At 47.5% G+C, this 13,305-nt stretch carries 15 protein-coding genes; 7 read left to right on the top strand and 8 right to left on the bottom strand.

Annotated features, from left to right (window positions below; genetic code table 11):
- Positions 1–324: 324 nt before the first annotated feature.
- Positions 325–855 (bottom strand): OmpA family protein, encoded by a 531-nt coding sequence (locus ACQY2W_RS06865; protein ID WP_428050708.1) that lies wholly within the window; start codon positions 853–855, stop codon positions 325–327.
- Between the two features lie 359 nt (positions 856–1,214).
- A complete protein-coding gene (locus ACQY2W_RS06860) occupies positions 1,215–2,186 on the bottom strand; it encodes an alpha/beta hydrolase-fold protein (protein WP_428050706.1) in 972 nt (323 codons plus the stop codon).
- Positions 2,187–2,293: 107 nt separating this feature from the next.
- Here ACQY2W_RS06860 and ACQY2W_RS06855 point away from each other — a divergent pair, with 107 nt between their 5' ends.
- A complete protein-coding gene (locus ACQY2W_RS06855; RefSeq protein WP_428050704.1) occupies positions 2,294–3,334 on the top strand; it encodes a HEAT repeat domain-containing protein in 1,041 nt (346 codons plus the stop codon).
- 3 nt (positions 3,335–3,337) lie between these two features.
- On the top strand, positions 3,338–3,766 hold the full coding sequence (dut, locus tag ACQY2W_RS06850; RefSeq protein WP_428050702.1) for a dUTP diphosphatase: 429 nt from the start codon (positions 3,338–3,340) through the stop codon (positions 3,764–3,766).
- 76 nt (positions 3,767–3,842) lie between these two features.
- Here dut and ACQY2W_RS06845 read toward each other — a convergent pair whose 3' ends face one another.
- Positions 3,843–4,316 (bottom strand): pilin, encoded by a 474-nt coding sequence (locus ACQY2W_RS06845; protein ID WP_428050700.1) that lies wholly within the window; start codon positions 4,314–4,316, stop codon positions 3,843–3,845.
- A gap of 112 nt (positions 4,317–4,428) precedes the next feature.
- Here ACQY2W_RS06845 and kdsA point away from each other — a divergent pair, with 112 nt between their 5' ends.
- The 4 genes from kdsA to lptB are packed head-to-tail and all read left to right on the top strand — an operon-like array spanning position 4,429 to position 7,437.
- A complete protein-coding gene (kdsA, locus tag ACQY2W_RS06840; RefSeq protein ID WP_428050698.1) occupies positions 4,429–5,256 on the top strand; it encodes a 3-deoxy-8-phosphooctulonate synthase in 828 nt (275 codons plus the stop codon).
- Positions 5,257–5,258: 2 nt separating this feature from the next.
- The gene (gene lptC / locus ACQY2W_RS06835) at positions 5,259–5,810 is read left to right on the top strand and encodes an LPS export ABC transporter periplasmic protein LptC (protein WP_428050696.1); all 552 of its coding nucleotides are present in this window, start codon (positions 5,259–5,261) and stop codon (positions 5,808–5,810) included.
- Positions 5,807–6,709: an LptA/OstA family protein gene (locus ACQY2W_RS06830; protein WP_428050694.1), complete on the top strand. Its 903-nt coding sequence runs from the start codon at positions 5,807–5,809 to the stop codon at positions 6,707–6,709. The genes lptC and ACQY2W_RS06830 overlap by 4 nt, the downstream gene beginning before the upstream one ends.
- 8 nt (positions 6,710–6,717) lie before the next feature.
- Entirely contained in the window at positions 6,718–7,437 is a 720-nt protein-coding gene (gene lptB, locus ACQY2W_RS06825) for an LPS export ABC transporter ATP-binding protein (protein WP_428050692.1), read from the top strand.
- Positions 7,438–7,656: 219 nt separating this feature from the next.
- Here the strand turns inward: lptB and ACQY2W_RS06820 are convergent, their stop codons facing one another.
- From ACQY2W_RS06820 to dapF, 4 genes are all read right to left on the bottom strand, one after another.
- Entirely contained in the window at positions 7,657–9,174 is a 1,518-nt protein-coding gene (locus ACQY2W_RS06820; protein WP_428050690.1) for a hypothetical protein, read from the bottom strand.
- 124 nt (positions 9,175–9,298) lie between these two features.
- Entirely contained in the window at positions 9,299–9,826 is a 528-nt protein-coding gene (locus tag ACQY2W_RS06815; protein WP_428050688.1) for a type IV pilin protein, read from the bottom strand.
- A 12-nt stretch (positions 9,827–9,838) separates the two neighbouring features.
- Positions 9,839–11,068, bottom strand: coding sequence for an LL-diaminopimelate aminotransferase (locus ACQY2W_RS06810; RefSeq protein ID WP_428050686.1), 1,230 nt, complete (start codon positions 11,066–11,068; stop codon positions 9,839–9,841).
- The gene (dapF, locus tag ACQY2W_RS06805) at positions 11,065–11,898 is read right to left on the bottom strand and encodes a diaminopimelate epimerase (protein ID WP_428050684.1); all 834 of its coding nucleotides are present in this window, start codon (positions 11,896–11,898) and stop codon (positions 11,065–11,067) included. The genes ACQY2W_RS06810 and dapF overlap by 4 nt, the downstream gene beginning before the upstream one ends.
- Before the next feature lie 56 nt (positions 11,899–11,954).
- Between dapF and ACQY2W_RS06800 the strand changes: the two genes are divergently transcribed.
- Positions 11,955–12,506: a nitroreductase family protein gene (locus tag ACQY2W_RS06800; protein WP_428050682.1), complete on the top strand. Its 552-nt coding sequence runs from the start codon at positions 11,955–11,957 to the stop codon at positions 12,504–12,506.
- A gap of 1 nt (position 12,507) precedes the next feature.
- Here ACQY2W_RS06800 and ACQY2W_RS06795 read toward each other — a convergent pair whose 3' ends face one another.
- The gene (locus ACQY2W_RS06795; protein ID WP_428050680.1) at positions 12,508–13,140 is read right to left on the bottom strand and encodes a type IV pilin protein; all 633 of its coding nucleotides are present in this window, start codon (positions 13,138–13,140) and stop codon (positions 12,508–12,510) included.
- Positions 13,141–13,305: the final 165 nt, after the last annotated feature.

Below are 13,305 nucleotides of genomic sequence, written 5' to 3'. Positions count from 1 at the left end.
AAACGATGTCAAGCCCCCTCCGCTTTTCTGACGGCAGAAAAGCTACAAAAGACCGCCGCCCCGGGGCACCACAAAAAGCAGACAAATCGGGAAAATTTATAAACTCGCTACCCGCTCAAACATATAAATTTTCTTCTCCGATTTGGCGCTTTTTGTAGACGGTGCTAAAGGGGCGGATAAACACCAAGTATTATGGATCAGACAAGCGTGACCTTAGAACAGCAATAAATCTTCCCCCGGCATAGCCGGGGATTTAGTTATACAACAACACAAAACACCCCGGGCGAGTACCCGGGGTGGTATTTGGCAACAATTATTTTTCTACTAATAAATAGAGTGCCACTTGCGCGTGGTTAGCTTAAAATCCACGCGGCGGTTAGCGCGGCGTCCCTCGCTGGAAGTATCCAACGTGATCGGGCGTTCTTTGCCGTAAGCGTGTATGCGGATACGCTCCGCATTGATTCCGCGGCTGACGATATACGACTTCATCGCCGCAGCCCGCGAGCCGGATATCCAGTAGTTATATTCGTCCGAGCCCACGATATCGGCATGCCCCTCAATGATCAAGTGCAAAGTAGTGTCATCTTTCAACACGGTAACAATTTTATCCAATATCGGGTAGGCGTCTTCCGGCGGGCGGACAGAGTCAAAATCGTAATGGATAGAGGGCAATTTTTTGGTTTTGCCCATTTGCGCGGCAGACTGCGCGGACAAATGCTCGTTACGCACTTGTTGGTCGGCAATAGCCGGGTCCGTCTTTTTGGGACGGGTTAAATCGTCCTCTTCCGTCTGGCCCGAAGCACACGCTACCAAGGCCGCGGCACATAAAACACATAAAAAGGGTTTCAATTTCATAATTTATCCTCCTGTTCCCATTATAGCAAAAGACACCCAACTTGCGTAAAAAAATCTAATTGTACTATTTATCCACATACTGTGGATAACTTGTGGATAACCCCCGTTTTACTCTACATTTACGGGGTTTGCAACGGGCCTGTTCGTAGCACAAGGGCCATTTTGGGCCGGGGGCTGTGGATAACTCCGTTTTACTGTGGATAACTTTTCCATTTCTGCCAAAAAATAACGAAAATTCCCATTTTCTCCGACGGTATCCGTTAGACACCCCCCAACAGGCCTCTTTTCCACAAATTTTAAAAAAACTGTTGACAAGTTGCTCTTTTTTTGCATAAAAACGCTTAAATCGGGCGTTTTTATTATTTTTTCAGCTTAATTTTTACGGAAAATGCCGGGTTATCCACAAAACTACGCACACGTACCGTACCCGGAGTGGCCCCGGACAATACTTTTAACACCCCCCTGTCCGGCTGCCAACTTAAAACAGGCGGGCTGATACGCAACGAGGTCGGCACATAATGAAAAACAAGGTTGTTACGCAAGATTACCCACACGCGCAAAGCGGTTTCTTGCGCTTGCGTGGAAGATAACGAAATGACATCGTTAGAAACGTCTGCCTTGGCATACTTAATTTGTACTTCATCCGCAGGTGCCCACAGATAAGAAGTATCTACTTCGCTAAACCACACTTTATTTTCGTCTGCGTAGCGTAACGCAAAGTCCGGTCCGTACGATTTCCCGCCGGTTTCCAACGCCTGTTGCGCCAATGCTAATTCTTCTTGCAAACCGACAACCAGCATGCGAACAGACGGCATTTTTTGTTGTTTTTCCCACACGTTGCCCGGCTTGATAAGCACCAACCCACCAAACAAATCGGGCGTTTGCGCTACGTCTAAGGCAATTTTAGCGGCACTTTCGCCTTGCACGGCCAAAATGCGGTTTTCCGGCCCGGTTTTTGTCAGATAATTCGTATCCACATACGGCAGTAATTCTTTTGTTAAAAACTGTTTGATTTGCGCGGCACGTTTAGTGTAATCTTCTTCTTCAAAATTGATACCCACCACGATGGCCGGATTTTCCCGTTGAAACTGCGCGACAAGCTCGGCTTGTTTGGGCACCACGCCCAACATCACTACAAGCGGATAATTTTTGGAAAGCGGCACGAAATCTTCGGGCAAGAAAAACGTAACAGTGTTTGTGCTACCTAATGCGGACGACGGGAAATACACAAATGTTTCGCGCCCCGGGTGAATAAAAATACGCGAATCTTCCTGTGCGAAAAGCACCGCCGCGCACGAGAACAACGTAAACAAGAGAAATAATTTTTTCATAGTGTTATTGTACCATTTGCAACGACACGCGACCAGCAGAAACGCGAAGTTTTTACAAGCACTCCGTACAATAATGTTATAATAAAAAGAAAAAATTGAGGATATTTATGATACGAAAATTAGTGGTTGTTTTTTCTTTTCTCGTCTGTTCGTTAACGGCTTACGCCGCCGATACCGCGTTACAACAAGTGTTGCCGCTCTTGCAAAAGAATAATCGCTCCGCCGCAGAAAACCAAACGGTGCTCACGTTGTTCCGCACCGCTAAAAACCCGGACGTTGTTTTTGCTGCCGGAGCCAGTTTAGTTAAAACACCGCCCGCTAAAGCACAAGAGCCGGCCTTATTTAATGTGTTGATGCGCTCGCAAGACGGGCTCAAACAAACTTTTGCCGCCGTTATCATTACGGCGATGGGCTCCGTACACGAAGAATTAACCCCCACATTGGAAAATGCGTTAACCGGCAAAGACCCCGTTTTGCGCGCGTATGCGGCTGCGGCGTATGCACTTATTAAACCGCAAGATACCGCCTACACACAGGATATCGTGCGCCTGTATATTTTTGATCCGGCATTTGCACAACGCGCGTTAAACATGCAGACCGCCAAAGCAAAAAATCCGTTTAAAATTTTACAAAAAGCGTCCACCTCTGACGACGAGCAAGTCCGCGCCGCCGCCGCTACTTGGTTAGGGTCTCTGCACACGCAAGACTCCGCCAAACAATTATTGAAAATGGCGAAAAAAGAAACGTCCCCCTCCGTACAAGCCGCTATCGCTACCGGGCTTGCCGCCCAACGCACCGATACATTACATACGGTGGAAAAAGGGCTACGCAAAAATTATACCTCGCCCTACGCCAACACATGCGCGTTGGCCCTTGGGTTTATGACAGGCAACGGCATAGACGCTGTACGCAAAAACCTAACCTCCGCCAACACCAACGCCCGCATCAATGCTTCGCGTGCCGCGGCGTATATGGCCAGTGTGCTGTCCAACCCCGATGCATTTGTTTACTCGTCGGACCGCGTGTTTGATATTCATTTGCTAAAGGGCCTTATCGCCCCGTTAAAAGCGTTAGAAAAATCAGGCGACGATACCGAAAAAAAATATGCCGCCAACGCACTTTTACAAATTGAAAAGTTAATGGAGTAATGTATGCAACCTGTTATTAAAGTAAAAAAATTAAACCCCGCCGCTAAACTTCCCTTGCGCGCACACGCCACCGATTCCGGGGCTGATTTATTTGCCCTCACGCGCACCGTTTTGCCGCCGCATGCGGTTACCCACGTACACACGGGTGTATGTGTGGAACTGCCCGAACAAACCTCCGGCATTATTTGGGGCAAAAGCTCCGTAGAAAGTAAAGGTATCAAAGCGATGGCGGGCTTAGTGGACGCGCCGTATCGCGGCGAGCTGATTGTATGTATGTACAATTTAAACGATACGGAATTTGTATTTGAAGCCGGGCAAAAAGTGGCGCAACTGGTTGTCTTGCCCACGATTTATCCGTCGTTTGAAGAGGCCGCAGAACTGTCCGACACTACCCGCGGCAGCGGCGGCTTCGGCAGTACGGGAAGCAACTGAAAGTAAAGATTTCCCTACAACAAAAAACAACCCCGGAGAAATTAACTCCGGGGTTGTTTCTATTTGACCCAAAAAATTAGTTGCCTGTATATTGCGAAACGGTATATCCTTGTTCGCCAAATAATTTGCAGGCAAACTGACCCAATTCCGTACTCCATTGGCACTCCCGTCTGTTTTCATTGGCCGGATTAAAACGCGTGTACATATACACCCGGTATAACGGACCCGTGGAAACCACCCGGGTTACCAATAAATAGGTACCGTGGCTGATGTCGTACTCAAAATCTTTTGTCGTATAAACATTCCCGGCGGCATTCCATGTGCCCCCGCCGATTTTCACATCTAACACGCCTTTCGTGTTGGGCAACGCGTTAGGTTGCAACATAATGGCGCGGTTCATACTGTCTAACATAGTTCTTCCATTAGATAAGGCCTCCGCCGTACGCGCCCGCTCTACCGAACGGCTGTACTGCGGTAAGGCCACACTGGCTAAAATACCAACAATAAATACGACTACTAACAACTCTACTAACGTAAAACCTTTTTGCATAAACTCTCCTTAGTTACGGTTTCTTCTATGGTATAAAATAGACGGCATTTAAAACAAGTTTTTTTGCGTAGTGCAAGGTAGCAACTGCCTAAAATTTGCTATCATTAGGTATATGCAAAAAACTATTCAGATCGGCAATTTTTTGGTTTCCAACACCCGTCCGTTGGCTTTTATGGCGGGTACGTGCGTTATTGAAAGCGAAACACATTACATAAATACCGCTAAAAAACTAAAACAAATTTTAGCCAAAACCAAACATCCTTTTATTTTAAAAGCTTCGTTTGATAAAGCCAACCGCACCTCGGTAAATGCGTACCGCGGGCCGGGGCTGGCTAAAGGACTGGCTATTTTGGAAAAAGCCAAAAAACTTACCGGACTTCCCGTGGTGGTAGATGTGCACGAACCGTGGCAAGCAGACGAAGCCGCCCAAGTAGCCGATATTTTGCAAATTCCCGCTTTCCTGTGCCGCCAAACCGATTTACTGTTGGCCTGCGCCGATACGGGCCGCGTCATCAACGTAAAAAAAGGCCAATTTTTAGCCCCCGGCGCGATGGAACAAGTAATTAAGAAAATTGAATCACGCGGCAACCACAAAATTTTACTGACCGAACGCGGAGCCAGTTTTGGTTACGGCGATCTGGTGGTAGATATGCGTTCGTTGGAAATTATGAAAGGGTTTGGATATCCGGTCATTTTTGACGCAACCCACTCGGTGCAACGTCCGGGCGCGCTTGGCTCGTGCACGGGCGGAAACCGTCAAATGGCTCCTGTTCTGGCCAAAGCGGCGGTTGCGCTGGGCATTGCCGGTGTGTTTTTTGAGGCACACCCCACGCCGGACCAAGCGTTGTCCGACGGCCCCAACTCATTAGATTTTAAATTAACCGCCAAAATGGCGCGCGAACTGTGCCAAATTGATGCAGTGGTAAAAAAGTTCAAGTAAATATGCTACAAATCCGCTACCGATACTTTGGGGTTGTGCTAAGTGCGCTTATTTTGTTAAGTGCCTGCGGGAAGAAAGAAACCTTCTCGCCGGACGACAACGACGGTATACAAATTGCCAACCGGGTATCTATTTTTGAGTCCAAAGACAATCAAAAACAATGGCTTCTTACCGCCGAAGCGGTAGACTTTGCAGACCTTACCCGCGCTACCTTAAAAAACCCGCACTTATTACTTAAGCAAAACGGAAAAGACAGTGCCGTTGTTACCGCCGAAACAGGCACGTTTGATTATCCTAACAAACTTATTACGGTAGAAGGAAATGCACAAATTAACTCCCTTACCGAACAACTCAAAATCACCACCGAACGCTTTTTTTACGACGTAAACCAAGATAAAGTTTGGTCCGATAAAAAAACTACTATTACCCGCGGCAGCGGCAAAGCTGTTGCACGCGGCGGGATAGAAACCGATTCTAAACTGAAAAAAATTGTACTTAAACAACATGCCACCCGCGTACCGCAAGATGCACGCGAGCTGAAAAAACAAGGATGAAAAAACACACACTTCCGTTATTTTGTTGTATCGTCAGCTTGCTTTTGGCAGGAGCATGCCGCACGGTAAAAATAGAAGGGCCCGCGGCCCCCGTCGTGCATCCCAAACCGGCGTTACAACAAGCCAAAAAATCACTCGCTCCGCAAAAGTTATCCACCAAAGATATTCCCCCCGTTTTGGGCGGCATTATCCAAAGTGATAACTGGACAATTTACAAAGACGAACAACAGGAAGAATTTTCCGGGCACGTTTCCTACGACAACGGGGCGTATGTGTTTAAATCCGATTATGCCTTATCCGACCGGGCCAAGAGCACGTTTTCGGCCCGCGGCAACGTGTTTTTGCGCCAAAATAACCCGGACGGCTCCTTTTACGAAGCCCGCGGCGACCAAGGATCCTACAATTATCACACCCAAAAAGGCACGTTAGTAAGCCGCAGCAAAACTCCGGTCAAACTGGTCTACCGTAACGAGAAAGGCCAAGTCATTACCGCCACCGCCAAAACCGCCCGTTTTGACATCGGCCAAAAAATTTATATATTAGAAAAAGACGTTTTTATTCAACGCCTTACCGAGCAAGGCACGCAACAACTTTCCGCGCAGAAGGCCACGTTTAAACAATTGGAAACGTATGCGCTGTTAGAGGGTAATGCTAAAATAACCGACGGCCAACGCACACTAAGTGCCGACACGATTATTTACGACGGGCAACACGATGTTTCGTATGCATACGGGGCGCGACCGTTGGTAGAAGGCGTTAGCGAGCAAGGCACATTTGCCGTGATTGCGGACCAATTTCAAAGCGACGCGCAAGGCAACATCGTACATTTAGACGGAAAAGTGCAAGGTTGGCTGGTGTCGCCACAGATTAACGACACGAAACTGAATGCTAAATTTTAGGAAACATTATGCAACTACGCAGCGAAAAAATTGTCAAAGTTTATAAAGACCGTATGGTCGTAAAAGGGGTGGATTTACACGTCCGCTCGGGTGAGATTGTCGGGCTGTTGGGCCCTAACGGCGCGGGAAAAACCACGTCGTTTTATATGATGGTAGGTTTCATCCGCCCTACCAGCGGCAACGTGTTTATTGACGATATGGACGTTACTTCTCTGCCCATGTACGAACGCGCCCGCCACGGCCTGGGGTACTTAGCCCAAGAGCCGACTATTTTTAAGGGGCTAACAGTAGAAGAAAATCTACTCGCCGTATTAGAGCGCATTTCCGACGATAAAAAACTGCAAAAACAGCGCGTAGATGAGTTATTAAATGAATTTGGACTGACTAAACTGGCTAAACAAAAAGCGTGGACGCTTTCCGGCGGCGAAAAACGCCGTATGGAAATTGCACGCTGTATGATCAGCAACCCTAAAATTATTTTGCTTGACGAGCCGTTTGTAGGTATTGATCCGATTACGGTAGCTGATTTGCGCCAGATGATTTTTAAACTCAAAGACAAGGGCATCGGCGTTTTAATTACCGACCACAACGTACGCGAAACGCTGCCGCTGACCGAACGGGCTTATTTAATTTATGACGGTAAAATTTTGGTAGAAGGCGACCAAAATACCCTGTTAAACGATACCAATGCCCGCCGCTTATACCTCGGCCAAGATTTTAAGATGTAATGCTCGCCGCACGGGCATGAGGCCTAAAACCTCTATTTGCGTTTGATGTTATCTTCTACAAAAGGGTCTTCGTGTTAGTCTGCAATGTTCTCATTGCCGGGGGTACTCGCCGTACGGGCAAAGACGCAAAACCGGACAATTCTTATTGTGACTTAACATTAAAAAAACACCCCGGGGATATTTTCCCCGGGGTGTTTTCCTTGCAGATAAAACTTTACATTAGTTGCAATCACGTTCGCTATTGACGAAATATACCTGCGGATCGTCATCATACATACGCACGTCGCGACATCTCTTTTTACATGTTTCACGATAGGTATTACACGAATAAACAGTTGCATTAAAATCAGCAGCACTATCATGCCACGGATTATCCATCTGTTGTCCGTTTGGTCCAGTATAATATCTGTGACGCCAGACTTGACATTTGGTGCTTGACCCCGTGCTAACACCCTTCACATGTTGCCGCGTCGTTCCAACGTCCGAGCTAGAACTGCAAGACGCCTCAGAATATCCTTCGTTACATTCTCTGATGTGCCAACAGGCAGAATGACCACCGTTTATGTACATCCCCGATGAGGAGGGATGTTGCAAAGACCAAACTACTTGATCGTAGTAAGAGGTAGGATTAACATACTGGGTCCCCGTACTCACTAACTCTTCATTCCCCCATTCATATTTTGCAGCCACACAACTGCCCGTGCTAATAACAGGGACTCCGGCTTGGCAAAAACCGTTAGCATCCTTTGTATAATTCACGATGCGATACACGTCTCCCTCCACGGTCCAGCCATTCAATGAGGACATATTATTCGCATGAGCGGCAAAATAATCATAACAAGACGAAACTACTGTTTTTTCTTGTATCCGTTGGGTCTGACATCCGCTATAATCCCACGAAGAATCAGACTGCCATGCGGGAGGATTGGCGTCTAAATTACATTCGTAATTTTTCGTTTGGTTACCGCAAAGAAGGTAATCTGTACCTTCTTTGTTTTGCAAGTTGGTCCGCATAGCACTATAATTACAAATCGCACCAAGGAAACAATAATCCCACAAGCTGGAAGAAACAACCCCCGACTCATATAAATTTCTCAATCTAGAATTGCTCAAGCTAGAAACCCATTCGTTCACTTGGCACGCCTGTCTGTCAAGCGGTTTGAGTAATGGGCATGTTTGACTTCCGCCACAGGTCAGATAAACAGAAGCGCCATCACCACTAGGGCCAAGGGTGAGTGTTTTCCAAGCGATTTGACCATTGCCATTACTATCGGGGTTTACGCTGGCACAGTTTGGGAACGATTTGCCAAACAAGGTTAACCCATTTACGACTAATTCATCGGTATTGATAGAAGAAATTCCTCGTCCGTTGGCAGTACCCGTGGCCGAGTTAGAAACCGCCTTGATACGTAAGTTCTTAAAAAATAAATCGGCCGAATCGGGATAATTGGCTACCCCTAACGAAAGCGGAGTAGCAGTATCCGTAAAATTGATATAACGATCTGTTTCTATCGTAGCACTATTAAATGCCAAATTTAAATTACCGACCGTTACTTTAGTGGTATCGGACACAGATAACGGCACGCTGGAAGACGCTGTCCCTAGCGATAAATTTCCTCCATTTTCCGTTAAACCGATATCCATTTCTTGGGCGGCCTGCACGCGGTTATAAGCCACATAGGGCACCGGGAAATAAGTGACCATACTGATTTTGTTTTCTTCGGCTGGCAAAACCATTGCGAATAACACCCAAAGAAAACACAACGATAATTTTTTCATAAAATACTCCTTATCATAAAAAAGCTCTTACTATTATATTTTAACTAAAAAAGACGAAAAATCAATACATATTTTGAAACGTTTAGTTAACCGACGCATACGGCGTCGCCCCGGCTGTATATAAATCTAACGAATCACACACCGCCCGGCTGGTTTCCAAATTATCCGGGCTAAAACACGCCAAAGACGCCCCTTTGCCCGACGTTCCCTTTATAAACGGATTCCACAAAACATAATCATACTTCGCTACTCCCAACCGTTTGGCTGTTACACCGGGGCAATCTGTACCCGGAATAAGTGCGCCCGTGGCGGCATTAAGTGTATATTCAAAATCTTTGGAACGCAATACCTCGTGTCCTCCCACGGTGGTTACAGATCCGGGCATCGTAACGGATAATTTTTTAAACTGAGTCGGGCATCCGGCAAAACCCGGTCGTCCGGCCGCATACGCATACACCGCATCGTTCAACGCTTTTAGACCGGTCATTGCTTCCGTCGCGCGCGCACGCTCCAACGAACGCATATACTGCGGTACGGCAATAGAGGTTAAAATACCTAAAATCATCACCGTTACTAATAACTCCATGAGAGTAAACCCTTTTTGATTCATATATTCTCCTTATTAAAATTGCAATTTGGCTACGCGTGCGGCGGCTTGCTTAGTAAGCTCATGGGTATTAAATGCGGTCAAGCGGAAAAAACCTTCCCCGCACGCACCAAATCCAACGCCCGGCGTACCGACGACTTGCGCCTCTGTTAATAGTTTATCAAAAAATGACCAAGAATCAAGCCCTTTTGGGGTTTTAAGCCAAATATACGGTGCGTTTTGCCCACCATACGCTGTAATACCGGCTTGTTTGAGAGCCGATAAAATCACGCGCGCATTTTGCTGATAGGCGCGGATGACTTCTTGCGTTTGCGCGCGCCCTTGCGGCGAATAGACGGCCTCGGCCGCCCGTTGGACGATGTACGGCACGCCGTTAAATTTGGTGGTTTGACGGCGCAACCACAGCGCATTTAAGCGGACTTTCGTCCCATCGGACGATGTAACTTGTACATCTTTAGGCACTACGGTATACGCGCAGCGCGTTCCCGTAAAACCCGCCGTTTTGGAAAACGAACGGAACTCCACCGCCACTTCACGCGCGCCGGGAATTTCATAAATAGAATGTGGCACGTCCGGCGCGGTAATATACGCTTCGTACGCAGAGTCATACAAAATCACGCTGTGATGTTCGCGCGCGTAGTCCACCCACGTTTGCAATTCTTGTTTTGTCATCGCCGCCCCGGTGGGGTTGTTGGGCGAGCATAAATAAATGATATCGGCGTGTTCTTTAGGCAAGCTCGCCGTAAAGTGGTTTTCTTCCGTGCACGGTAAATAGATAATGCCGCCGTAATGTCCGTTTTCATACGCGCCCGTGCGCCCGGCCATGACGTTGGTGTCTAAATACACGGGATACACCGGGTTCTGCAACGCCACTTTTACAGACGGAGCAAACAATTCTTGAAAGTTTGCTACATCGCTTTTGGCGCCGTCGCTTACAAAAATTTCATCAGCGGCTAATTCAATGCCGCGCGACGTGTAATCGCCTTTTAAAATCGCTTCGCGCAAAAACGCATATCCCTGTTCCGGCCCGTAACCGCGGAACGTTTCCGCACGGCCCATTTCGTCGCACGCCCGGTGCAACGCTTCCACCACGGCGGGCACGAGCGGTTGCGACACGTCGCCGATACCTAAGCTGATAACGGACTTGTCCGGGTGTGCCGCTTTATACGCAGCTACTTTTTTGGCAATCGTAGAAAATAGATAACTGCCCTGTAATTTTAAATAATGTTCGTTTACAGCCGTCATAAATCGCGGTACTCCCCGGTAAAAACTTCTTGCGCCAGCCCCGTCATAAAAACGTGTTGTTTATCGGGCCACTCAATTTGCAAATCTCCGCCGTCTAATTTAACGGTAATTTTCCCGGCGGTCTTACTGTTAAGCACTCCGGCCACGGCCGCGGCACACGCCCCCGTTCCGCACGCACGCGTGATACCCGCCCCGCGTTCCCACACGCGCATACGCAACGTATATTTGTTAAGCACCTGCACAAATTCTACGTTAGTTTTGCGCGGGAAAAGCGAGTGTTTTTCAATCACGGGGCCGACTTGTTCTAACGCGACACTTTCCACATCATCCGTAAAAATTACAAAGTGCGGATTGCCCATAGACACCGCCGTGCCGAAAAACGTTTTTCCTCCCACGCCTACCGGCACTCCGATAGCTTGGTCGTCCGGCGCGCCGGCAACGGGAATTTCCGCCCGGTGCAAACGCGGTGAGCCCATATCTACGCGCACGAGCCCGCATGGCTCATCAATAATTTCCGTGCGGATAATGCCCGCTAAAGTTTCCAGTGAAATTTCCTTTTTTGTGCAAAGCCCGCGGCGAAATAAGTGAATCGGCACACAACGCGATGCGTTGCCGCACATTTCGGCTTCGCTACCGTCGGAATTGATGATGCGCATACGCACATCGGCCCGCGCCGAAGGCAAGAGCAAAACAAGCCCGTCTGCGCCGATACCAAAGCGGCGGTCGCATAATTGCTGGGCGAGCAAAGCCGGATGTTTAACCGACAGTGCCGTGGCTCCGTCTAAGAAAATAAAATCGTTTCCTAATCCATTATATTTGGTGAAATGCATGCTTTTATTTTATAAAATTTTGCTATCCTATTTTTATATTTTATAGGGGGTGTTGTATGGAATTAGAACAAGTCATTAAAACGCGGCGCAGTGTGCGCAAGTATGCAAACAAACCCGTAGAACGGGAAAAAATTAACGCCTGTTTGGAAGCGGCGCGGCTTGCGCCGTCGGCGTGCAACTCGCAACCGTGGGAATTTATTGTCATTGACGACCCGAAAGTAAAAGCCGATTTTGCCCAAGAGGCCTTTAGCGGCGTATATAAAATGAGTGAGTGGGTGGCAAATGCACCCGTGATTGTGGCCGCGGTATCGGACAAAGGCAATTTTGTTAGCCGCATGGGCGGTTTTTTGCGCCGCACGGAATTTTATTTGATAGACCACGGTATCGCGTGCGAACACTTTGTACTGCGCGCATGGGACCTGGGTTTAGGCACGTGTTGGATCGGTTGGGTCAATTCGGATAAAGCCGGAAAGTTTTTTAACCTACCCGCAAATAAAAAGATTGAACACTTAATTGCAGTAGGTTATCCCGCCGAGGACGCACTGCAAGGCAAACCGCACGCGCGCAAACCGTTTGACGAAATAGTAAGTTATAACGCGTACAAATAATTTAATCTAACGAATATACTTGATACGAACCCCGGGAACCTAACTTTTTTCCACCCAATGCTTGGCATATTTTTTCGGCACGGTCCGAAGTGCTGCGGCAAAAATAAGAACCGCGATACAAAGCATCGGCCGTATTTGGCGGATAGTAAGCCAACAGATGTAATGCTCCGCCTAGCCCTCCGCTTACGCCGCAAAGCACATATTCGCTAAGGGTAAACCAAACATCATCAACAACCATCTGCGTATGATCATTGGACAACTGCCCGGGGAAATCAATGTCAAGTTCTGTAAAATCGGTAGGAATCCGTCCGTTGGTTAAATAAAAAGATTCCTGTGCGTTTCGCAATGCCCGCAACCCAACCAAACATTTCGTAGCCCGACTTTTATCTACCGCTTTTTGATATTGCGGCACAGCGATCGCGGCGAGTATGCCGATGATGAGGACAACGACAAGTAGTTCTATGAGTGTAAACGCTTTGTTGTTATAACATAAAGGTCTGTCATCCCGGAAATTTGTAATCCGGGATCTTCTGATTTTCTCTCGCTCATTAACCGTCCCGGCAGAAACAAAAATACGAAGATCCCGTGTAACGGCCTCACGGGATGACAAACTTTTTTTATTTTTCTTTTCCATACATACTCCTCCTTTAATCTTTATGTAATAAAATTAAATCAAAAAAAAAAACGATGTCAAGCCCCTCTCCGCTTTTCTGACGGCAGAAAAGCTACAAAAGACCGCCGCCCCGGGGCACCACAAAAAGCAGACAAATCGGGAAAATTTACAAACTCGCTACCCGCT

Origin of the sequence: Candidatus Avelusimicrobium caledoniensis (assembly GCF_902756455.1) — a bacterium.
Taxonomy (GTDB): Bacteria; Elusimicrobiota; Elusimicrobia; order Elusimicrobiales; family Elusimicrobiaceae; genus Avelusimicrobium; species Avelusimicrobium caledoniense.
The sequence above is the reverse complement of the archived record's forward strand: the minus strand, read 5'-3'. Positions and strand labels throughout refer to the sequence as shown.

Bases quoted from the DNA above. Each gene is read 5' to 3' on its own strand.
- ACQY2W_RS06865 (WP_428050708.1), bottom strand. From the start codon at position 855: ATGAAATTGAAACCCTTTTTATGTGTTTTATGTGCCGCGGCCTTGGTA.
- ACQY2W_RS06860 (WP_428050706.1), bottom strand. From the start codon at position 2,186: ATGAAAAAATTATTTCTCTTGTTTACGTTGTTCTCGTGCGCGGCGGTG.
- ACQY2W_RS06855 (WP_428050704.1), top strand. From the start codon at position 2,294: ATGATACGAAAATTAGTGGTTGTTTTTTCTTTTCTCGTCTGTTCGTTA.
- dut (WP_428050702.1), top strand. From the start codon at position 3,338: ATGCAACCTGTTATTAAAGTAAAAAAATTAAACCCCGCCGCTAAACTT.
- ACQY2W_RS06845 (WP_428050700.1), bottom strand. From the start codon at position 4,316: ATGCAAAAAGGTTTTACGTTAGTAGAGTTGTTAGTAGTCGTATTTATT.
- kdsA (WP_428050698.1), top strand. From the start codon at position 4,429: ATGCAAAAAACTATTCAGATCGGCAATTTTTTGGTTTCCAACACCCGT.
- lptC (WP_428050696.1), top strand. From the start codon at position 5,259: ATGCTACAAATCCGCTACCGATACTTTGGGGTTGTGCTAAGTGCGCTT.
- ACQY2W_RS06830 (WP_428050694.1), top strand. From the start codon at position 5,807: ATGAAAAAACACACACTTCCGTTATTTTGTTGTATCGTCAGCTTGCTT.
- lptB (WP_428050692.1), top strand. From the start codon at position 6,718: ATGCAACTACGCAGCGAAAAAATTGTCAAAGTTTATAAAGACCGTATG.
- ACQY2W_RS06820 (WP_428050690.1), bottom strand. From the start codon at position 9,174: ATGGTTTTGCCAGCCGAAGAAAACAAAATCAGTATGGTCACTTATTTC.
- ACQY2W_RS06815 (WP_428050688.1), bottom strand. From the start codon at position 9,826: ATGAATCAAAAAGGGTTTACTCTCATGGAGTTATTAGTAACGGTGATG.
- ACQY2W_RS06810 (WP_428050686.1), bottom strand. From the start codon at position 11,068: ATGACGGCTGTAAACGAACATTATTTAAAATTACAGGGCAGTTATCTA.
- dapF (WP_428050684.1), bottom strand. From the start codon at position 11,898: ATGCATTTCACCAAATATAATGGATTAGGAAACGATTTTATTTTCTTA.
- ACQY2W_RS06800 (WP_428050682.1), top strand. From the start codon at position 11,955: ATGGAATTAGAACAAGTCATTAAAACGCGGCGCAGTGTGCGCAAGTAT.
- ACQY2W_RS06795 (WP_428050680.1), bottom strand. From the start codon at position 13,140: ATGGAAAAGAAAAATAAAAAAAGTTTGTCATCCCGTGAGGCCGTTACA.